The organism is Sporosarcina sp. Marseille-Q4063, assembly GCF_018309085.1.
GTDB lineage: Bacteria > Bacillota > Bacilli > Bacillales_A > Planococcaceae > Sporosarcina.
The window spans coordinates 1,504,692-1,527,147 of the sequence record NZ_CP070502.1; the positions used below are offsets into that span (position 1 = coordinate 1,504,692).

Annotated in this window: 23 protein-coding genes; 1 reads left to right on the forward strand and 22 read right to left on the reverse strand. The window is 36.6% G+C overall.

Annotation, left to right across the window (positions count from 1 at the left end; translation table 11 throughout):
* Window positions 1-16: 16 nt before the first annotated feature.
* The 22 genes from JSQ81_RS07700 to JSQ81_RS07805 all read right to left on the reverse strand — a co-directional run bounded on the left by JSQ81_RS07700 (window position 17) and on the right by JSQ81_RS07805 (window position 21,862).
* Window positions 17-1,066, reverse strand: a complete 1,050-nt coding sequence (locus tag JSQ81_RS07700; protein WP_212607074.1) for a replication-relaxation family protein — start codon at window positions 1,064-1,066, stop codon at window positions 17-19.
* A gap of 278 nt (window positions 1,067-1,344) precedes the next feature.
* The gene (locus JSQ81_RS07705) at window positions 1,345-2,046 is read right to left on the reverse strand and encodes a hypothetical protein (RefSeq protein WP_212607075.1); all 702 of its coding nucleotides are present in this window, start codon (window positions 2,044-2,046) and stop codon (window positions 1,345-1,347) included.
* A gap of 283 nt (window positions 2,047-2,329) precedes the next feature.
* Window positions 2,330-3,355 (reverse strand): peptidoglycan DD-metalloendopeptidase family protein, encoded by a 1,026-nt coding sequence (locus JSQ81_RS07710; RefSeq protein WP_212607076.1) that lies wholly within the window; start codon window positions 3,353-3,355, stop codon window positions 2,330-2,332.
* Window positions 3,356-3,409: 54 nt separating this feature from the next.
* Window positions 3,410-4,147: a hypothetical protein gene (locus JSQ81_RS07715; protein ID WP_212607077.1), complete on the reverse strand. Its 738-nt coding sequence runs from the start codon at window positions 4,145-4,147 to the stop codon at window positions 3,410-3,412.
* Window positions 4,148-4,200: 53 nt separating this feature from the next.
* Window positions 4,201-6,726: a CD3337/EF1877 family mobilome membrane protein gene (locus tag JSQ81_RS07720; protein ID WP_371812524.1), complete on the reverse strand. Its 2,526-nt coding sequence runs from the start codon at window positions 6,724-6,726 to the stop codon at window positions 4,201-4,203.
* Window positions 6,727-6,786: 60 nt separating this feature from the next.
* On the reverse strand, window positions 6,787-7,332 hold the full coding sequence (locus tag JSQ81_RS07725; RefSeq protein ID WP_212607079.1) for a hypothetical protein: 546 nt from the start codon (window positions 7,330-7,332) through the stop codon (window positions 6,787-6,789).
* Between the two features lie 32 nt (window positions 7,333-7,364).
* Window positions 7,365-9,953 (reverse strand): ATP-binding protein, encoded by a 2,589-nt coding sequence (locus JSQ81_RS07730; protein WP_212607080.1) that lies wholly within the window; start codon window positions 9,951-9,953, stop codon window positions 7,365-7,367.
* A 196-nt stretch (window positions 9,954-10,149) separates the two neighbouring features.
* The gene (locus tag JSQ81_RS07735; RefSeq protein WP_212607081.1) at window positions 10,150-10,836 is read right to left on the reverse strand and encodes a TcpE family conjugal transfer membrane protein; all 687 of its coding nucleotides are present in this window, start codon (window positions 10,834-10,836) and stop codon (window positions 10,150-10,152) included.
* A 109-nt stretch (window positions 10,837-10,945) separates the two neighbouring features.
* A complete protein-coding gene (locus JSQ81_RS07740) occupies window positions 10,946-11,167 on the reverse strand; it encodes a hypothetical protein (RefSeq protein ID WP_099670960.1) in 222 nt (73 codons plus the stop codon).
* A 91-nt stretch (window positions 11,168-11,258) separates the two neighbouring features.
* Window positions 11,259-12,407 (reverse strand): conjugal transfer protein, encoded by a 1,149-nt coding sequence (locus tag JSQ81_RS07745; protein ID WP_212607082.1) that lies wholly within the window; start codon window positions 12,405-12,407, stop codon window positions 11,259-11,261.
* A 50-nt stretch (window positions 12,408-12,457) separates the two neighbouring features.
* Window positions 12,458-12,679 carry a hypothetical protein gene (locus tag JSQ81_RS07750; protein ID WP_212607083.1) on the reverse strand — a complete coding sequence of 74 codons (222 nt, stop codon included), beginning with the start codon at window positions 12,677-12,679 and terminating at the stop codon, window positions 12,458-12,460.
* A 63-nt stretch (window positions 12,680-12,742) separates the two neighbouring features.
* On the reverse strand, window positions 12,743-13,438 hold the full coding sequence (locus JSQ81_RS07755; protein WP_212607084.1) for a hypothetical protein: 696 nt from the start codon (window positions 13,436-13,438) through the stop codon (window positions 12,743-12,745).
* Between the two features lie 18 nt (window positions 13,439-13,456).
* A complete protein-coding gene (locus JSQ81_RS07760) occupies window positions 13,457-13,900 on the reverse strand; it encodes a DUF5348 domain-containing protein (protein ID WP_212607085.1) in 444 nt (147 codons plus the stop codon).
* A gap of 17 nt (window positions 13,901-13,917) precedes the next feature.
* Entirely contained in the window at window positions 13,918-14,292 is a 375-nt protein-coding gene (locus JSQ81_RS07765; protein WP_212604604.1) for a hypothetical protein, read from the reverse strand.
* 18 nt (window positions 14,293-14,310) lie between these two features.
* On the reverse strand, window positions 14,311-14,679 hold the full coding sequence (locus tag JSQ81_RS07770; RefSeq protein WP_212607086.1) for a hypothetical protein: 369 nt from the start codon (window positions 14,677-14,679) through the stop codon (window positions 14,311-14,313).
* A 1-nt stretch (window position 14,680) separates the two neighbouring features.
* A complete protein-coding gene (locus JSQ81_RS07775; protein ID WP_212607087.1) occupies window positions 14,681-15,742 on the reverse strand; it encodes a ParM/StbA family protein in 1,062 nt (353 codons plus the stop codon).
* A 19-nt stretch (window positions 15,743-15,761) separates the two neighbouring features.
* Window positions 15,762-16,214 (reverse strand): metal-dependent hydrolase, encoded by a 453-nt coding sequence (locus JSQ81_RS07780; protein WP_212607088.1) that lies wholly within the window; start codon window positions 16,212-16,214, stop codon window positions 15,762-15,764.
* 1,198 nt (window positions 16,215-17,412) lie between these two features.
* Window positions 17,413-18,060: a MarR family transcriptional regulator gene (locus JSQ81_RS07785; RefSeq protein ID WP_212607089.1), complete on the reverse strand. Its 648-nt coding sequence runs from the start codon at window positions 18,058-18,060 to the stop codon at window positions 17,413-17,415.
* Between the two features lies 1 nt (window position 18,061).
* Window positions 18,062-20,278 (reverse strand): SF1B family DNA helicase RecD2, encoded by a 2,217-nt coding sequence (locus tag JSQ81_RS07790; RefSeq protein WP_212607090.1) that lies wholly within the window; start codon window positions 20,276-20,278, stop codon window positions 18,062-18,064.
* The gene (locus JSQ81_RS07795; protein ID WP_212607091.1) at window positions 20,275-21,204 is read right to left on the reverse strand and encodes a transcription termination/antitermination NusG family protein; all 930 of its coding nucleotides are present in this window, start codon (window positions 21,202-21,204) and stop codon (window positions 20,275-20,277) included. Before JSQ81_RS07795 ends, JSQ81_RS07790 begins: the two co-directional genes overlap by 4 nt.
* Window positions 21,205-21,283: 79 nt before the next feature.
* Window positions 21,284-21,604 carry a DUF771 domain-containing protein gene (locus tag JSQ81_RS07800; RefSeq protein ID WP_212607092.1) on the reverse strand — a complete coding sequence of 107 codons (321 nt, stop codon included), beginning with the start codon at window positions 21,602-21,604 and terminating at the stop codon, window positions 21,284-21,286.
* Between the two features lie 57 nt (window positions 21,605-21,661).
* Window positions 21,662-21,862 carry a helix-turn-helix domain-containing protein gene (locus JSQ81_RS07805; protein WP_212607093.1) on the reverse strand — a complete coding sequence of 67 codons (201 nt, stop codon included), beginning with the start codon at window positions 21,860-21,862 and terminating at the stop codon, window positions 21,662-21,664.
* A 173-nt stretch (window positions 21,863-22,035) separates the two neighbouring features.
* On the opposite strand from JSQ81_RS07805, the gene JSQ81_RS07810 reads away from it, so the two are divergent.
* Window positions 22,036-22,389, forward strand: coding sequence for a helix-turn-helix domain-containing protein (locus tag JSQ81_RS07810; RefSeq protein WP_212607094.1), 354 nt, complete (start codon window positions 22,036-22,038; stop codon window positions 22,387-22,389).
* The last annotated feature ends 67 nt before the right edge of the window (window positions 22,390-22,456 follow it).

Consider the following 22,456-nt stretch of genomic DNA (forward strand, 5'->3'; position numbering starts at 1 on the left):
TCTATTACATAGTTGTTTAGATTGACGTCAGATATTCCACAAGATCCCCAGAATCAATTTCAAAGTAATCGACATGATGAATCTCTTCTAAAAGCTGTTCATGCATATCCCGTGTATTTGGAGTAGTTACCACTAGTACTTTCCGTCCGTCCAATTCGTACATTTCTTTACGGTATTGTTTGATGTTATAAACTTTGACTAAATCCGTATCGAGCAGATTCACAAGATACTTTTCTTCGCCATTATGTCGAACCACACGCTTCAAACCATCGTATTGCTTCTTACTTCCGCTTACAGAAGACGTTTTGAAGGACAGGTCATAGATTTCGTATTCCTCAAGAAACTTCATGACGTTATGTTCATCTTCAAACAAGCGTAAGTAGTATTTTGCAAACGTATAAGGGAAGATTTTCAGGCTTTGACATTTAACGATTACGGAAATATTTGTTGAAAGTTGCTGGACAATTGTACTGTAACTAGTTGCGCTTTTAGCGAATAGTATATAGTTTGGATTTCCGAAATCGCTTAATTCCTTTGTTGTTTTCATCAGATTCCTCATCCCCACTCCATGCATGAACATGTAGAACAAATATTCCGCGCCGCCTGGACTTGTCAACATGCCTTGCACATTGGCACCACGGTTTAACTGGAATTTCTCTTTTACATCCCTACTGTCCTTCATTTCCCACCCGTATCTTTCTAAATCAATCATCACATCATTGGTGGATAGTAAGAACGGAAGACGTCGGATATTCACTCGCAATTCATCAGCTCTTCGCTCAACAGGCACCCCCTGCTCTCTCAAGCAGGAGATACCTATTTCACTAATTCGGTGATACGAACCTTGTCTACTTTGATTCGCTAGATACCCGCTTATCGGGTGGGTGCTGATAAGTCTTGAATTACGCAAGATCCTTAATTTCTTATACGTGTACCAACGTGACATTTCGTAGCGTCGCATGATCTGCTCCGTACTCAACACACGATGTTCGTACAGGCCACGAAGTATCTCAATATCACGAGTTTGCAGAACCTTCACCACCTGTTTATTGCCCGTCTTCGACATGCGTTTCCCTCCTTTTTGATTGTTCGCCCCGGCTGTTTATTTTCGGTCACTTCTACACGGTGCTACGAATTGATTCAACTAAACCTCTCCGTTTTGTCCAATTCACCCAGAATTTAATAAACACAATAGCCACATACATTTAACCTTTTAATACTGGGTACAACATTGGGCCTGTGCTGGGTACAATATTGGGGTTCCGAAAAACCCTTTATATTGCACCTAAAATATGAGGCTTTTGCTCGGGTACAATATTCATATTCGAATGCCTTAAGAAACAATTAACCCCAAAATTTTTCTGATTTAGTATTTGATAGACTCTTCAATCGTTCTTTCTCCTTGCTCACTTTTTCTTTCTTTTCCCTTTTTACTCTTGCTCTATATTCTTCAAATATTTCTTCCTTCAATGTTGCTTTAGGGATTTTCGCTAAATGGAAATACTTTTCTTTCAAATAGGTCATAAAATCCCCGAAACTATCCTGCGATACTACAAAGACTTGCACATGATTTCCCCTTGGATCTAGAAACCCGATATCAAAGTTCCATACCCTCCACCAGCTATCGTCTCCGATAAGTCCCGTATGCCGTATTGCATCTTGAATAAGCTTTCGATTTCGATTATCTAAATCACGGATAATCTTATTTTCAAAATGTTGAGCAATGATAATTACTGACTTATCAAATTGATAATCGACCTTTGAAAAGTCATATGAATCATGGGTTGCACGAAAATAATAATGTCTAATCATTGCTAGATAATCCCTATCAGATTCTTTATATAGCGGTAAAGCACCTTCGTATGAAAACTGGAAAACTGGATAACCATTGATAATCATTGGTTTCACTTTCGCCATTGGGTAGACTGATGTCATCTTAATGGCAGCATCATTTCCCCCTATCCTATTTATTTGTGACATTAAATAAACTTTCATTTCTTCTAGGCTTTTTAATTGCTCGAAAAGCATGTTCCTTTCAGATTCCACCAAATTCATTCCTTTCTTTTTTGGGGACGTTATTTCACCAGTCAATCCCTTGATGTATCTGCATTCTTAAAACCCAACGTCGGACGTTAATAAAACTTTTTCCAACACGAATAACCCAACGTCAGACGTTGGGGAAATAGAAACCTTATAACAACACAGTTTACAGAGTATTTTCACGTCTGACGTTCATTTTCTTCGACGTCCGACGTTGGTAATCGGAAACACTGTTCTATCAATGTTTACACCCTACATTAACGTCGGACAAATCATTTCCGTATATTTATTACTCACTAACAGCCGTATATTCCGTTAAATACGGCATCGGATCTTCTTTTCCACCGGCACGAATTATTTCAAAATGTAGATGATTTCCGGTTGATGTTCCCGTTGAACCACATGTACCGAGCACATCCCCTTGAGAAACCACATCGTTTATTTTTACTTTCGTGGAATTTAAATGGGCGTACAAAGTGGTGACTTCCCCATGATTGACAATTACATGTAGTCCGTAACCATTTGACCAACCAGTTCCAGAAGCAAAAATAACATTGCCACTTTGAGCTGAAATGATAGGATCGCCGTTTGCACAGGCAAGGTCTACACCAGTATGCAGTCTTACATCACCATGGACGGGATGTATGCGATAACCGAACGGACTAGTAACACGTAATTCATTTAATACAGGTAACATCCACTCACCTATGACATTAACTTCACAATTCATCGTCAAGCCGCCAAATTGAGCAACCAGTTTGGTTACAGTCGGAACCCAGTGTTTATTTAAACCAGTTGGGTCATTGTCTGCTCCAATTGGCGCATACACACTGCCTAAATCAGCTATCGTTGTTAATCCATCCTTGATAATTCGGTTGTGTAGCGTATTCCCCATTGCATTTAAACCATCTTCAATTGTTGCGAATGAATATAAATACTTACTTCCTGTTGCAGGGTCCATCAAACCCCCAGGGTTGTTTTTTGTAATAACCGCAGGTGATGTTCCGAATCCTGTTTCATGAAATGCGACCGCTGACATCAATACCGGATCTATGCCATACTTTTCTGCAACATCAATAAACACTTGCCCTTTACCTGTAAATTTACCAGCATCATTAAATTGCGAGAAGAATACAGTTTCACTAATTTCACCATCCGCACGACATATTGCACCACCCCCAAAGTTCATCTGTTCATCATCTTCTTCTATAAAAATTATAAATACCCCCAAGAATAGAAGGAGGGCAAGTAGCGAAAACATTAAGAGCAAAACCGGGCTGGCTATTACTGGTACAATCCATAACAACTTTTTCATAATCATTCACCGAACTACTTGCTCTTAAAAGAGGTTTTGTTCGTTCCCTCCTCCCTATCTTTTGTCGTCGTAATTTAAGTAATACTCAACAATTTGGAATTCGCTGCTCTCATCTTTTTCAAACATCAAACTGTAAACATCCGTATCTTTTCTGGTTTTACCATCTCGATTTATCACTTCACTAATAACTACGGCATCCCATGAAATAGCAATTAATGTTGGGGCAACGGGTTCTTTAATCTCCACTGATAGAACTTTTCTTGAAACAATACCTTTCACATCTTTTAATCCCGTAATCTTTTCTTCTTCGTTATCCATCAGGTAGCTGATATAACCTTGATCCAACAGTCCCTCAACTGATTCTAAGTGTTTAATAGGGGATGCTTTATCAAATTCATGAAACTTTAAAGCAAATTCATTAGCAATTTCCATTGTTTTCTCCAAATCCTTATTGCTGAACATATCGCTTTGAGTCGGATTTTTTGAAACTTCTTCAGGAACTTTCAAATAGTTCTTTTCAACCTTCTCTTCTACAACAACAATATCTCCACTCCCTTCTTCCTTGGAATCAGCTCCCACATTTACTTCTAAATTTTCTTTTTTACTTTCATCTTTTGAAGTATATTGCCACATGTTTTCTTCCGCATTTCCATTAGGCGTTCCTATTGAATTATCATCTTCATTGTTCTTTTTTCCTTTATCGACAAAACCGATAAAAAAACCCAATAATAAAAGCGTGACAGCTAACCCCATCACGCCATAAGAAACTATTCTTTTTGTTTTCTCACTCACAAAAAATCTCAACTCCTTTTTCGTTATTGTGTTCGTTTAATAAAAGCCTTTTACTACTGCATAAACTTGTCAAACGATTTTAGATTATTTCCTTCCAAAATTGCTTTTCTTTCTTTTTCCAATTCGATTGCTCTTCTTTCATTTTCAATGTTGCTAGCAAACGTGTCAGCGAAACCGTTCTTCCATTCCCCCTTCTCTGCTTGTTCAACTACTAAATCAAAATGTCTGTTCATTTCACCTGGACTGACATTGTTTAAACCACGCTCGTTTAATGTATCTAGGGTTTGATTAATCATTTCAGGTGGCACCCCTTTATTCGCAAGCTCATTAGTCACCATTGATTTATTCATATGAAGTTCATATTCCACTTCACCGTATACATCTTGCTTCTCCTTCTGTAATTGAATTGATCTTCTTTCATCCGAAATTCCTTTTGCAAATGTTGTAGCGTAATCATCATTCAAATCGCCTTGCTTCATCAATTTGTCGTGTTGAGTATGCAATTCTTTCGGACTTACATCATGCAATCCTTGTTGATCTAATGCAGTCATCGTTGCATCAACCATTTCCGATGGGATTCCTTTGTCAGACAGAACCGCTTTTGCCTGTTCTTGTCTTTGTGCTCTTCCAGCAAACAATAAATCTTTTTCTTTTTCGATTGCATTGTTTCTTCGGTCATCTGAAATACCTTTAGCAAATGTTTGAGCAAAGTTACCATCCAAATCACCTTTACTACTAATTTTCTCGAATTGCTCATTCAGTTCTTCATCACTTAAATTAGTTACACCTTCTTTTTCGAGTGCTTCCGTCGTCTCCGCTTTCATTTCAGGAGTTAGATTTTTGTCATCAAAAAAGCCGTCTAACCTACCTTTATCAGTAACAGATAGCTTTGCGGCTTGTTGAGACTTTGTCATCTTACTCAAGTGGGCAAGATGTTGAGCTTTCATTGCAGAGCCAGCAACGTCACTTATGCCACCTTCTCCTGTTGCGACCTTACCAACGGACCCGCCAATTGCAGCACCTGTCATAGCACCAGCAGGACCTCCAACAACAGCACCCGCAGCAGCACCACCTACCGTAGCAACATTTTGTACACCCTTTTTAAATGGTGCTGTGAACGTCCCTGAACTTTCTCTCAGATCACGAATTGCATTTGATCCGGACGAGAATATATCTTTGATTCTGTTACGCAGGATGAAAATTGTTCCGAATAATAATAGATTGAACGTTGCTGCTCCCACGTAACTATAAAACGGATTAGAGCCCCCACTTATTGACTTAAAATCTCCAGCGTAAATAATATCCGAAATTACAAATACAATTAACGCTATGAATGAAACAAATATCTTCAAAGCTAATGGAATACCTAACTCAATGAAATATCTTTTTAAGACATTAAATTGTCCTGGTATTGCACCAATTAGTAAAGCAAACGGTGCAAGTGCCGCAATGACCATAAACCAGAACTGGAATAGAATTAAACAAAGCGACAATAAATATATGGGAATTGACACAAGCCCATTAATAACCATGTAGAAAAAAGAGAAAGCCAGTCGACTATTCACCGCAGAGTATTTCACCATGTTATTATCATAGGTTATTTTTGACGCTTCTTCTTCAATTACTTTGATTAGCCTATCTTCACCAATAGGTTCTTTTAAAATATTCTTAACACGCTGGATTCCTCTGTTTCGGTCACCATCACCAAGAACCTCCACGTCATGTGTACCGTACTGCATATACAAATACGGTCTATCTACAAACATCCCCCAAATACTATCTTTCATTTTCATCCTTGGATTATCAACGACTGAATCAGATTCACCGTTTTGACTTGGAAGGCTAACAACAAATCCACTTAATTCCGTTGTTATTTTATTAGCTCCCGTTAAAAGTGTCGTGTAATTAGCAAACATTAGGATTGCGATTGTCAATGCAATAATTGTTTGAAATACCGAAGTAAAGGAATCGAAAAAAGCACGCTTCACTATAAAAACATACAAAGCATACATACCAGTAATAATCGCTATTAGTTTTACAAGGTTGCCGAAGAGACCGTTTCCTATGCTAAACTTGCCACCTGAAATACCAGTGAGATTAGAAATTAACTTTTCAAGTTCCATTATAATTTTTTCTGTGAAATCAGCAGTATAAGCTAAGTCATACATAACTAGCATGGTATAGGTCAAAAAAATATTTATATCAAAAACGATATTGTTGACCAAATTAACCATTTCACTTAATTTATTTCCTACATTCTCTTTAACATCAGCCCACCCAAAGAGTTTATCGTAGGTATCAGCCCAAAATTTCTTACCTTCGTCAAAAGACTCCACATCCTTGTCCGAAACTGCATCTAAGTGATAATGAGATTTTCCATCGTCTTTAAACTCACCATATTGGTCCGTAATAATATCCATAATATCGGTTATCTTATTGGTTTCTACGCCATCATCTGCTAATCCCAAATGACTTACTCCCATACCGAAAAACAAGAATATCATTATGAATACAAGAAATACTTTTTTATAGTTAAGTTTCATAGAATCCTTAGGCAATAAAAAAATAACCCTTTGCATATAGCAAGGGTTACTAAAAGCCTGTTACCTCCTTCCGTATTTTATTTCGAAATCAGATTCTTATTTGCCTTTATCTTCTGCGGGCAATTCGTGAAGTACTGTACCCGTTTCGGAATTAGATTCATTTATCATATCTGGCCTAACATCATAATATGATCTGACTTTCCAATCTCTTTCTTCATTCTGTTTCAATATTATCCAATCGTTTACTATGACACCTCTATCATTATGTCTACTATATCTGTAAATGACTTCTCCGTTTTCTTCATCATAAAAGTTATCGTATCTTCTTAATTCATACTCGCCATCAAGTTCTTCAAATTCATTGGGTAACCTATGTGCATCGAGTAGGTTACCTGACTTTTCTTTTAATTCTTCAATTCCTTTTGGCGACATATATTTAAGTACTTCCGGATAGTTTTGTTCAATTTTCACCACCATAAAATCATGGGCTACCACATCTGTTTCTTTAAAAACCTTTTCATATTTCTTTGCATTGTCATTTTCTTTTTCGTTTACTGTTTCACTTACATTGGAATTACAGCCTGCAATTAGAAAAGCCATACCAAATACAATTGCTAGGCTTAAAATACGTTTTATATTCAACGTGACACTCCCTTTCTTTGTGTTGTATATTATCATATTACTCTTTCTTTTTCACGCTCCCTTTCCTCTTCGGATGATGTAGAAGAATCGAATGCATCTAATAACTCAACGAACACTGGATTAATTTTAACGACCGCAGAACGACCGTAAATATCCTGGAATAGAGCTTCCCCACGATCCAATGCTTTTAACGTTTCAATGTTTGCATTCGTTGGAGGTAAATTTAGATAATCTAACATTTCTTCCGCTTCACTAGTTTTACGCAGTCCGAAACTAAATTTCATTCCCATATTTGCAACATCATTCCCATGGTCTGAGGCATTTTGTGAACCCTTTATTAGTGTCGTATTATAGAAACGGCCCATTCGCACGATAAAATCCATTAATTCAGCTCCAATTGGACTTCGTTCAATTGCACTTGCTTCGTCTTGGAGAATGAACTTATGTGTGCCCCTATCACTCTTAAACATATACTGTTTTGTCCATGCAGTGATTGAAATCATAATGGCTTCCGATATCTTGTGAATGTTTCTAATTTTCTTCTTCTCACTGGACGAGGGTAAGTTTAGGTTCTGAATCATGAGTACCTGAATCGGTTTGTCGTGTTCCAGCACTTTAAAGCTTTGGCCCACTTCCCCGAATAGCAACATGGATAACTGATTACGTTTCAATGTTTCCAGCGTACCTCTCAACCGTTCTAATGCTTCATAGCGACTATTCGACATGCTTTCTGGACGATTACCATACAACTCATGTAAATAGGTTAGAACCCTTCCAATACACGGGTCATCTTCATTCGCTACTTCTTCAACCGCTTCACTCAAAATGTTGTACGCATCTTCATTCAAATCAATGTTGGCCAGATACGAAAGAATATCCATCGTAATGTCTTTGGCTTCTTCGATGTTCGTACTTGTTCTAAATGGGTCAAGTGAACCCGCATCATCAGGATCAGAACCAAGTGTCCAAACTTCTATGAATTCTTTCGGAATAAACGGGAGTCCCTTATCCCATCCCGTTCTATCACCTTTAGGGTCTATAATTAACCCTTTGGAGCCGGTAAGTGTCGCAAGATAAATAAACAGATTCATGAAGAAGGATTTTCCTCGTCCCGTCATTCCTGCAACTAGAACTGATATTGAATCTACTACGTTACCAAGCCCATCAAATGCTTTGGCTGCTAAATCGGGCTGGATAAAGACCGGCTTAGAAAACTGTGAAGTATGACCGATATAAAACCCTCGATTATCTCCAATGTTTGTTGTGGCACCGAACATCATTCCAGCTAACACACCAGGGGCAACTTCCATCTTATAATCATCGTGATACTTTTTCGAACCTGGAATAGCTTCCAATAAGAAATGAACTTGTTCACCATAAGGGGCGACAATTTTTAAACCGTACTTTGATAATTCATTTCGCAACAATCCAACTCTCGTCTTTAATTGTTCTTCGGTTTCAGCAGTTACCTTAAAGACAAACGAAACAGCGAACCCAGGAAATCCTGTTTGCTTAAAATAGTTTTCCATTTGAATCGTACCACTCTGCGAAACATCGACACTCATATCTACGTCCTGACCACCCTTTTGGGCTTCATTACGTTGGTCTCTGAATTCCAGTTTTGCATTACTTAATTTCTTTTTAATTAATTCATTCGGTTGATTTTCCGCGCGAATTGAAACGGTTAACGGAAAGGGCATACGCAATTGAATCCTATAGAGCCATTCACTGCCAGGATGATGCTGAACATCGTCCATGCATTCAATCGTTAAGTATTGACAGTAGAGACTTTCAATTTCGTTAGCATCAGTAATTCGACTCAACATCAATGTTTTCGGACCAATTTCTTTGATATTCGAATTTTGGACATCAAAGAACTCCTTCTTATTATTGCGAATCGCTTTATGTTTATTTCCTTGCTTATCAATCCCTTCAACAGCTTTACCAATTTCATAAGAATTACGAATCTGAACGTCTGTATTGTTATTTCTGGTGCTGAAACTTTTCTCAATAATAAATACTAATTCTTCCGTCGTTACTTTGTGAATCCGTGAACCGAATGAATTATCTATTGCTGATTCGATTGAAACTGCTTGGCTTTGAAAAGCTTTGATTTGGCTATCTAAAATGTCATCGGGGTACAATCCTACCGCTTGATATAATGGTGAACTGAAGCCTTCAATAAACTTTTTAACAGATGTTAGGGCATTTATACCCGCATTACCCGAAGCATATTTATTTTTCTCAGGATCTAACTGAATACCAATGTAGTGATGATACTCACTGGACTCATTCAATTCTCGTTCGTTTTCTAAAGCCCTTTTGACTTGTTCTATATACTGAATCCCATTTTCTCTCAACGGATAATCTTTCAGATTCATTTCTTCAATTGTAGCGTTCAAAATACCTGTAATATTCGTTGGATTAGGAACTACTAAATAATGCAAATCAAGACCGATGTTTGTCAGAAATGACATCTGTTGTTGAAATGGAATTATTTTTTCATCATCTTCTAAAAAATCATAATTAAATCCCTCTATTTTGTAATAAGCCCATACTGTCCCGTCATGTGCAAATACTAGATTGTTTTCTATATGCTTAACAGGAAACTCAATTTTCATAGTGTACCACTTCCTTCATAATTTATTGGAACAAAAGATGCTACAAATATAAACGGCTTCTAAAAGGTAACTATTTCGCATCCTCGTTCAGTCCTGTAGAAATAAAAGGATCTTAAGAATGTTTCGAACTATCAGGGTTTGTCGGCCTTTCCGGCTCCGTTGCTACTTCTGGATTCAAGGGTTCAAATGGCTGGGATTAATGTCTTAATATCAGAGTGACGCCTAGTACAAATGTGAAAAGAACAGCAACACTAATTACGACAAGAGGGGTTCGATTTGTTCGTTCTTTAGTTTTTTTCGGATTCGTTTCTTTTTGCAATTGTTCCGTTTCTATTTCCGGCAGTTTTTCAGCATCCGCGTTCTTAACCACGGTTTCATTATTTTTATAATCGACTTGTTTTACACTAGCTACTTTCCCCCTATTTGAAATTCGATTCATATAGTCAAGGGCATTCTTTCGTTTTTCATCAACCTCTGTTGCAATAGATATATCGTCACTTACCGGATGAACAGGTTCATTAAAGGTAAAGTAGTTATGGAATTGGTAATCCTTTTCTTTCTCCACTTCTCTACCTCTATAAACCGTGCTGTCTTTTATTTTTCTTGCTTGATATAAAATAAATGAACGGAAGAAGTGTACGGGTGATCTACCTTCCGTTCCAACATCTGCAAGCAACCATGCAAGCCCAATTGGAATAAGAGTTAATATCCCGACAGGTATCCAATTAATTAACCTTCCAATCCCCGGTGTGAAATAAATAGTTGCCTCCACTATCGCTATCACAAAGAAATACATAACCGCTTTTAAACGAATTGGTCTACCTAGTTCTAACCCGAATATTTGATAGAGCTGACGCTCAAAACGAATGAAGTTATTAAGCACATACAACGGAATCTTATTTATGTCTTTTCACCTCCAAGCTGTAATTTTCCAAATGAATAACAAGAGGGGCTACATATGTACAAGCCCCCTTGCATTAAAGTGTTTAAATTTAGTTACCTAAATTCAATTTCTCAGCTATAAACTCGGATATGTTAATTAAAATGTCTGGTTGTACAATAAAGATTCCAATGAACGCAAGACCGATAACAACACCAATCATTGCAATCCATGCTCTTTTAAACGCAGTCACAATTAATGCAACAAAAAGAACGATGAATAATGCCCATTTGATTTCTTGTGAGAACCAAGTAAATAATCCTTCTAAACTCATACAATTCACCTCCCTTTAAAATAAAAAAATACAGACACAACTGTCTGTACCTACATACCGCTATTCATTTTCATTCATCGCTGTCTTATTCCTAATTATCTTTCTCGCCTTCCATATCCATTTCTTTTTCTACATTTGCTATTTCCTTGTCCTTTAACTCATCAATGTATTGTTTATTGTTGACGAATAAAACGGTGTAACGCATCTCGCTTTCAGCCAAGACAAGGATGTAAGTAGATGTAAATTCAATTCCTGTTTTTGGTTCGGCCAACACGACGTCCGTTTTTACAATTTTTTCGTTCGCTTTCTTACCTTCGAATATTTCGGTGTTTTTTAAACTAACAAAACTCATTGTTTGATTTAGACCATTTTGATGATGAGGGTCCTCAATGATATAAGTCAACTTATCTTTTGAGTCGTTTGCGTATGCTTCAAAAAATGTTTCCATGAAAGCACGAACGTTTTGAGTGCTTCCATCCTTAATGGGTTTCAACCCTTCCGTTTCAGATTCAATATTTTCATCAATTTTTTGTTCATCCAAATACGTAAAGCTCGGAAGTTCATAAACCGCGAAACGCCTTTTTTCATCATCATAAAAAATTGGAACAGATATATACTTTACTGTTTCAATCTTTTCTGGAACAACACGATTTTTTTCTGTTTTTTTATTATTCTCCTTTTTTTCTTGGCCAGCAGCAAAGTTTTCGAAATTAATTTTTACTTGAAAGGTGATTCGTGCTCGATTATCAGCCAAATCTTCAACTTCTTTTAATATTATATCTTCCCTTGCAATCGTAGATTTCCACTGCTTATCGGCTATTACAGCATGAGCATTTACCTCTTTCGGTAGATAATAACTTAGTTTTTCTACTCGTTGTTCTCGATCCTCGTCACCAATATTCCATGTAAAATATTCCGAAACAAAGTCTTTGGAAAACTCTACTCCCTCAGCTGCTAAAGCTTTATTCACTTGTAGATTCTCTGTTTTATCGCTAGCTTTTGACTTCCCACTGGATGAAAATATATTTACGAAAACGATTAATAGCATAAACAAAAAAAGCATCCAGAATGTAAATGCACCAAGCTTTTTAGCTCGATATCCTTTCGGTCTGCTTTTCTTTTCTAGTTTTCGCATATCTTTTTTTCGTTTTTCATTTTCAGATGATTTTTTTAATACATCCATTGACTTTTTTACAATTCCATCTTTTTTGTTGATAGATTTACCTAACTTTTTCCGCAATATTTGTTAACCTCCTTCTTTCTTTTTTTGTTCAGATTTAGCACTATTCATCACATTCTTTTTGAACTTCCCACCATAATAAAAACAGCAACAATTAAAAGCAGTGTAGTGATTGTGCCATATTTAACAAGGGATGATTCATAAAGAGTGTCTATGTGCATTTTCAGTTCTTCCCACAACGGGACTAGGGTTGGGAACTGTTCTAATAAAAGACTTCCGACAACTGCAATCAAGAATATCATTAGAATTATTCCGATAATGTTTTTAAACACGAATTCACCTCCCTTCAAAAAATACTCAATGAAACCAACCGTCTATTATTATCGATAGACAGCTTATCTTCTAGCTGAACTTGATCTATTTAGACTCTTTGCTACTAACGAGGCAAAAAATACCATACTTATGAAACGACCAAAACGGTTCATTTTCTTTATTAGCCCTTCTCTATTGACAAAACGTTTTTTTCGTTTGGCAGGGTCTGGCTGGCTATATCTAGGATGTTCCTTTTCAAATAGATAGATAGCGTCCTCATCTGTTCTTGCTCGCCCTTTTTTCATATACTCAATCATTTTTCCCAACTTCGCTTTTGAATGATACATAGGAATTAGAGTAGATTTAGTCATCAACGCATCTTCAACCGTTTTAATATTTTCTTGAAGCACTACTTTATTTTGTTCAAAGAAGAGTGATGCTTCATTTACCCCTACTCTAGATTTGTTATATTTCCTAACAATAAAGTTATAGACGTAAATAAACAGAACGATTATCGCAGTGTAAATTGCTGTATAGAACAGAAAAACAGGTGTATAGATGAAAATAAAAAGATCAACACCATTACGAACATAATTAACAAGCACCATGAAAATCGGTACCCAGACGAAAAGACGCGTTATCGTTTTACTGATTGCTGCTTTACTTACTGTCTTTTCATCCAATGGACACTTATAAGCTGATTCTAATTCTTCTAATTCATTTTCTAACATTTCTTTTAGTAACACAGTTCTATAGGTTTCTTCCAAATTCAGTAGCATGAAATTACTCCTTTCAATTTAATTTGATAACGGTGATACCCTGTAACGTGCTTTCAACCCTTCCAACTTCGCCTCAGGCATATCAACGCAGTAATAATCCGTTGCATGGTGTTCAATCCTGCTGGGAACGTAATAACCTCCATCCTTCATTTCTGTATCATCTCGCCATATATCAATCAATCCGCCACTTGTTAACTCAAAACCGTTTAGTTCATACCGGCCTCGTTCATTTTTACGTAAATATCCTTCGAGTTGAAGTACCTTATTCAAATCAACAATTGATGAATATGCTTCTTCAAGTCCCAATTTGGCTTTATACAACGTGAAATACTTTTGCACATCATCCGAATTCAAATTGAAAATATTGATGTTATCCATAAGTTCATCCATTTCCTTTAAAAGTCGTTTTATCGTACTATCTGCTTTGCGATAACTTTCTACGGTATCTTCCACTAATTTCATTTTAAAATGCCCCCCTATTATTTATTAGCAATCGTTAATATGAATTCCCTAAATTCAATAGCTGAATGGATCCCTAAAGCCTCTCTAATTTTCTTTTTCGTTACGCCTTCTTCAAGCAGCGTTAGTATTTCTTGAGTTGTAATCTCTTGTTTCTTTTCCAGAATCGCTTCAATGTTCGTATCTGTATGCCATAGCTCGTCACCCACGCTCCGCATTCTTTTATAGTTCGGACACCCACCACATATTGATTCGACAAGTTCCTTGATTTGTGAACTATCCCCCGTCATTACTAAACCTCTATATTCACAGGAGTCACACACTCTCAGCGTTTCAGATACTTTTAAGAATTTTTGCTTTTTGATTTTACGCAACTCTTCCTTTGTCCTAACCATTTCGGCACCTCCCTCTAATTAATCAAAATTAACACCAAAAGACGATAGCATCGCACTCGCGCTATCGTCAATCGCTTGATCATTCATTTTGTTGTCGTCAGATTCGTTTATTTCTTCATTTCTAATTGCAACACCCGTTCCTATTTTCATTAGCAACTCCTGATGTTGCAACTCCTGACTCTCTTTTAATGACTTTATTTCAGCCACAAGTCTTTGAATATCTTGTTGAGTTTTCTTTCCATCTAACATCGTACGATAGGCGAATCTCAGCATCTGACGAATTGTTTCACTCCGCTTGTTATCCGGTACTTGTTGAAGTAAGTGATAAATTTCTTTATCCTCTTCTTGTAGTCGAAAACTATATCGCTTTTCCCAATTAACGCTCATATCAAATCACTGAATTTCTACGTTCTAATTGACCGAATACTGATTTACCCAATCTTAAATAACCTATTGTGTTTGCAAACTGGCTTTCAGTAATCTTCAACAATCGATTATCAAAGTGAGGCTGGATGAACGGCTCAAATAGTTCACCACCACCACCGGCCAAGAAGATTGCATCAAATAAATCTGATTCTTCAGCCCACACATTTTTTAATCGGTCAACAATATTCGTGGCAATGGACTTCTTACTCGACTGAATGATTTTCCTGAAATCAATTTTATTTCCCTTGTAACTCAATTGTTCGTCTTTTAAAATTCGGGAAATGTAATATTCACTTAAATCCGCACCACCCGTTTTTGTTTTGAAAACTTGACGTATATCTCTGTACAGATTGTTTACACCGTCATCCACCGTTCCAGATAATTTTGCCATTGGAACAAATGATCCATTTTGCTGAATTTCAACAACAACAAAATCCGTTGTCCTAAATCCGATATCAACCAATCCAATAAGCGTTCCTTTGTTCATTAAATGAGGATAAGTATATTTACCATCGTGATTAATTAATGCTGAAAAGATTGCTGAAGCACCTTGCGGAAATACTAAGGCACGTTCAATATTTACTTGTTTAGCACCTTCCACAAGCGGACCCGATTTCCATTCAATATGTGACTGAATCCCTGTAATGGACGTTTGAAAATCCTTTGCCTGTGCTTGATAGAAATCAAGTGGGAGTCCTGTTGACAGATTCACAGAACCGCCCCTGCCGGCCGTTACAAGATGAATAGCTGTATTTAGTAAAATATGTGTGTACATATGATTAAAACGTTCACGTTCAAAGATACGAGATAAAGAACGAGATTCATTTGCTAGCTCGCCGACAAAATAATCTTCACCTTTAATTGCTACATGTATATTTGCTAAGTCATTTGGTGTATCTCCAAGGATATTCGTGATTCCTCTGTCGTATCCTTTTCCAACCAACGAGGGGAAAATTACACGCTTTCCTGATGACGAAATCGCTTTGACGTAGCCATAACCTAAATCCACTGCAACGTTTTCCAATTTTTTACCTCCTATAAATTCAAATTACTTTTGTAATTACAATCCAGCCAATAGTTAAGACAAGTAACAGTCTTGTAATTCGGTCTATCCATGTAAAACCAAATGATGGAATCGGAATCCCAACGGACTTAGCAGACGGATAGAAGAACTTCACTTTTCCAGTAAGCATATCTCCAGCAATATGTGAAAGTATTCCTGCACTCACTGACAAAGCCACCCACCAATCTGTAAACAGATAAATAAAAAGCCCTGCTAATAATGAAAATAGCAGGGAGTGTGTAAAAGTCCGATGACCAAATATAGAATTAAGTGGTATAGCTATGAAAAAGAACACCTTCCCAAATTTAGACTTCGGTTCATCGAGATCCGGTAGCACACCTGCAATTCCTCCTACCACCGCTCCCCGCCAATCACCTCCTGTAACTGTATATCCGGCTACCATTCCTGATAAAGCGTGTGTGGACCACTCCATGAATCAACCTCGATTCTAAACTATCATTTGCTTCCTTCATTTTTTCCTATCCCAATTTATATCCCCTTCCTTCCAATTAATGATTTTGTTCCTCTTAAAAACAACCAAAACATTTCGATTGCTTTTGACAGGTACAAAAGTGGTTACGATTAACATATTCCCGTTCAGTTGTGTTGTACAAAAAACTTATCAAAGCACGTAAAATACTATTGAAGAGAAATTAAAGAGTGAAGAGTGAAACATGGGATTTTTGCAACAAAAAAACACTGAAAATAATCAGCGTTTTTTGGTTATTACTTTATCTTGCTTCTTAAACAATCGAGCCCAATTACAGAGAACTAAACACGGCTATTCCCAAATAAATTAAAGTGAAAGTGAAAAACACCATAAGAAATGTAGAAGTAGCCTTTGGCAATTCTCCGTAAAAATATATAAATGCTATCCCAATTAGTATATGAATAATAAAAAACAGAAGAAATCCCATATATCACATCTCCTACCTATCATTCTGGCCCGTTTGTTGAACTTCAAGAACTTTTTTAATACTGAATATCATTATAGCAAAGATACCCCAAAAACCTTTAGAAAAAGGAAAAGTATTCTAATTTCGATGTAATTGAATCGTTACTTCACTTTTTATACCACTCAACTGAACGGGTTTGATTCACATAAATATTCACTATATTAAATTTGGATCATGGCGTTGAATGCGTTAAAACATGGGCTGAATAATTGAAGGGCTGAAAGAGCAGACATCGCGATTCTTCCCTTTTTTCCAGCCCAGGTTTTAATTCGTCCCAATTTCAATTTCCAAAACTACTGCAAAATAATGGGGTGTGCAATCTTTTATAAAACATAATGACATATCATACGCTTTAAATTACAACTACTTTCCTCCGAACTATACCCTCAAAATACAGGTGAAAATTCTAGTATGGCAGTTGTATATATAAGAGTGAGATAGAATGTCTTCCTGAAATTCCCCAAAAATGCTTTCACAACAACGTTTACGCGGCCTTTTACGTGTAGAGATTTATCTACACATGTGTCGATATTTTTCGACACCCCATTTTCATATTAATCCCTTCAACATGCGCATAGAAGGTGTAGATTTTTTTCGACACCCTCTAAATGAAGTGCTGAAACTTTATATAAATCAACAATAATGGGTGTCGTATTTTCTCGACACCTCGCTAATTCATTTCATTTTTTTGAATTCCAAATAACTTTTCCTGCTATACAACCTTCCAAACTCTTCTCCATTTTTTATCCATAGCTTCCAGGAAAGCAAAGCCTTTTTTCTTTCCAATTTGTCAAATTCGATAACCAACTTCGATAATGTAGCATTTATTCTGTTCCGATCTCCGGCATAAATAATTTCAGGATTCATAAATAATGGTCGACGAGTAACACTTCTTTTATGTTCCTTAATCTCCTGTGAATCCACCAGTTCAAATAATATGCCTTTTACAAGAAGACTTTGGATTATTGCACTAATTCCTGTTCGATCACGATTTAAATACTTTGCAATTTCTGATACTGTCATAAATTGTCCGGATTCTCTATCAGTAATCCCATTTGAATGCAACTGGACCAACGGCATCAAAGAAAAAAGAAAACCTAACTCTGCATTTGTCAGGTATTCTTTCCTGATAAGCACATCGAGGTTTTCTTGAATTGTTTGAACAAACAATGCCTTGTTTTTATTTTTCAACTTGTAAAGGGCGTAACCTTGCCCATTTGCTTTCTGTTCCTCTATTGCTACAGCAGCTACATCAACTAACCTTTCACCATCGCGAATTCTAGCTTGCTTTTCTGCTGTTTCTACAGCGTCACGCATGTCCATATCACCCCCTCCCACCGCTTGCATCTTCCCTACTGAACCGGTTGTTATATTCGGTATACGAAGTGATACGATCTGATAAGCCACTGTTTCTTTCAGTGAGTTTATTATTTCCAATAGCAATTTCCATCGCCTTTTGTGTACCAATCAAAACGATTCTTTCTTTTGCCCTTGTCATGCCTGTATACATTAAATTCCGCGCCAACATAACATAATGGCTCGTGGTAGCAGGGATTATAACTATAGGCGCTTCACCGCCCTGTGACTTGTGAATAGTGATGGCATAACCTAATTCTAATTCGTTGGTTTCACTCTTTTCGTATGATACTTTTACTCCCATAAAATCGCATGTCATTTTTTCAACGATTTCATTATCTTTATTTACTTCTTTTGAAATATTAGTAATCACACCAATATCGCCATTAAAAACACCTTTTGATTGATTATTTTTAATTTGAATGACTTTATCACCAAGTCGGAATAGCCTTTTCCCAATCTCCCATTCATTTTTAGTAGATTCAGCAGGGTTTAAGGCATCTCTTAACTGTTTATTCAATGCAAGTGTTCCAGCAGGTCCTTTTTTCATCGGACTTAATATTAAAATATCCGATATGGAATAACCTAATTCTTGAAAACGTAAAGCACTTTTAACAATCAATGCTGCAATTCCTTTTGGATCTTCCTGATTAATAAAATAAAAATCACCTTTATCGCCGTCGATAAGAAGTGATTTACCTTGATTAACTCTATGGGCATTACTAATGATTTGGCTTTCCTGTGCTTGTCTAAATACTTCTGTAAGGGCCACAGTTGGTAATCCTGACTGAATCAAGTCACTTAGAACGTTCCCAGGACTAACTGATGGCAATTGATCCCTATCACCCACAAAGAGAATTTTCGTGTCTCTTTCAAGTGCATCTAACAGTAAACTAGCCAACTGAACATCCACCATCGACATTTCGTCAACGACTAACAAATCGCAAGGAAGTTTATCTTGCCAATTATAGGTTGGAATTTCTCCCTGCTGGTACCCAATCAGCCTGTGGATTGTAGATGCGTCATGTCCGGCCACCTCTGACAATTGTCTACTCGCCTTTCCGGTTGGAGCAGCTAGGCATATAATGTCTTCTGGATGCATTTCTTTGTACATGTCGAGCATGGCACGAATAACGGTAGTCTTTCCTGTACCCGGACCACCAGTAAGTATTAACATCTGTTCTTCAAATAACCGTCTAACCGCTTCACGTTGCTTCTCAGCGAGAATTATTCCCCGCTTCTTTTGATACTTGAGTATCTGCTTATCTAACGAAGGCAATGCTACGCCATCCCGAGAACCTCTCATTTCTGAAAGTTTCCGAGCTAACCTATCTTCATATGTGAATAAAAACTTTGGATAAACGAAATTATCTTCAATAACGATATGTTTCTCTTCTAAACGGTAAATACTTTGTGTTAATTCATCCATCGAAACTTTGTTTTCATCAAGTGTATTATGATTTAACGAACGGGCAGCTTCCGCAAGAAGACTTTCTTCAGTGATATAACAATGGCCGGAAGTGAAGCACTTTTCTTTCAAGACATAGTTCACACAAGCATCAATGCGATATCCTGATAAGGGTGATATACCCATCTTTTGAGCAATCTCATCAGCCTTTAAGAATCCTATCAGGTTTAATTCTGTTAGCTTGTATGGATTTTTTGTAACTATTGCTACCGTATTTGACCCATACTCTTTATACAGCCGCATTGCCATACTTGCGGTTATTCCGAACACAAGTAATTCCGCAATGATTTTCTGTACCTCAAACGTAGACCTGATGCTTTCTACGATGTTATTAGCCCGCTTCTTCCCAATTCCTTTAATACCTTGTAAGCTTATTTCGCCTTGTTGAGTGATTATCATCAAAGCGTTTTCACCTAACTTTTCAGCAATCATGATTGATTGCTTTGGTCCACATCCTTTTACAAGAGATGATGAAAGGAATGCAATAACTTGATCTTTTGTTTGAGGAATCGGTCTTTCCCAAAACTCCACCGCGAGCTGTTTCCCAAACTTCGCATGATTTTCCCAAGCACCGCGAACCTTTACTTCTTCACCTTTGTCTACCCCGTAAATGCTCCCTTTAATTGTGAGTTCTTCTTTATCCGTTTGCAATTTAGCAATCAGAAAATCCTCATTCCGATAAAGAACCCTTACAACTTTTCCTATGAATTCATTCATTCCATACTCACCATCTTGTCGTGTCCACACAATATGGATATAAAGCGTTTAAAAAATTCGAAAGAACTCTGGGCTGGGAAAAGGCTTTGTACTTCAATATCATTATAAAGATTCAAGAATATATCCAAAGGCACAACTACTGTTTGTCGTTTACGACGAATATAAGCTTTACATCGTTCTACGTTTCTCTTGATTGAGTTAGAAGAATTAATGTCATTTTTCATTTCATTAATAGATTCAACAACATCAGTAGCAATAATATCAATTTTTTCAAGTAACACTTTTTCTTCATCGGTACCAATAACTTTATTCGCTTCATACAGAATTTCATTTCTAACTTCAACAGCTTCTTCACTTGAAAGAAGTTCTTCAAATTGCATTTCCACTTCTGGTGTAGTATCTACCTGTTGAAAAAAAGCATCGACTTCTTCTTGCGGAACATTATACTTACTTGGAATTCCAGTTACATTGGGCACAGATTTTACTAAATGCCACAAATTATCTGGGAAGTAATAAAAATCTACATTTAACTCCACTAAAATATAGCCGCTTATAACGCTACTTATTTTCTTCGTATTCATTCGAACCTCTCTTAATTCTTTAGATAATCCACGGATACTGTCTTTGTAAGTTTCAAGCAATGCAAGAGAATTGGCATCTTTGTATTCTTTCAGTTTGTCACAAGCGATGCGAAGATTGTTTAGGCCTGCTTGGATCCTTTTTACATACAAGTGTTCAGAAATGTCCTCTGAATTTAATTCCGAAAGATCAACAGCAGTATTGCCATCACGAATAATTTCAGTGAATGTTTCCATTGCATAGATAGCTTTAACCATTGAATCGCCTACTCTATTCAAAACATTATTCAACATGTCTTTCACTTCAATTTCCGTACCGCTCCGAACCTGAACTACAAAGTATGTCATATCTCTTCATCCTTTCTTAGTTTGTGCATTTGTTATATGCACTGCATATTAATCATCCGAAGATTTCTCCTTATCCCCGTTACCTAAAAACTCGATGGAAGTTCTTATCTAGAAAAACTGCCATCTTTGATGCTTGAAATGACCAGGTCTGACCTTTTCCTTTTGGATAGAAAACAAAGCCACCATTCTCGCTATCAAGTTCTTTTCGAAATTGTTGTCGAAAAAGAATATTTTCTTTTAACCATTCGTGTTTTTTGCCTGTACGATGTTCTAACTCTTTCATGCTCCAATACACGCCACTTAGTTCTAGTTTTCTTAATTCTTCAAGTTCCACTTTGCCGATCAATACAGAATCTTGCGGAATTGGAATTGTAAGATTGACTGAAAGTTGTTGCACCATTCCGGTTCCTCCTTCTTTGATTTGTTGAATTGGATTAAATTTAAACTTTACGTTGAATCATTTTTCAAAAAAAATAGCGACTGGTACTTTTAATTGTTTTGCAATTGTTTCTAACTCGGCAGTAGTAATCGGGCGTGCCCCTCTCTCTTTCATACTGTAGGACTGTACTGTAATGTTAAGCTTTTCAGCAATAAGTGATTGATTAACATTTAACTTCTTCCTAATACATCTAATTTTCTTATTTACTGAACTCGTCATTTATTCACCACCCAAGATAATTAATTCAACGTAAAGTTTAATTTCTAATTTCACTCTATTCAACTTATCGTTTATTGTCAAGTTATAATTCAACTTTTAGTTGAAAAGTATTAACTTTACGTTGAATTAGGGTATAATTACTTATAGGTTAGAAAAATGGAAATGGTGATTATATGAGCTTAGGAGTTCGGTTAAAAAAGGAAAGAGAAAAAAGAAATTGGTCACAGGTAGATGTAGCAAAAAAAGTTGGTATTACCAATGCTGTATTATCTAACTATGAAAGAGATTATCGTGATCCTGATACTGAAATATTAAAGAAATTGGCAGATCTTTATAATGTTTCAACTGATTTCCTTCTTGGCCGCACGAATAACCTTTCCCCTTATGGCAATGACGAAGAGGGATTCCAAAAAGCTATTTCCGATCCTGACTTAAAACGTTGGCACTCGGAATTACCTAATTCTGATGAAGAAGATTTGCGGAAATTGCGTAAAATGTGGGATATTATTAAAAACGCAGAGAAATAAAACGTCTTTTAAAATCATAGAAAAATATAAACCCTATCTTTTTTATCGAGATAGGGTATTATTATAA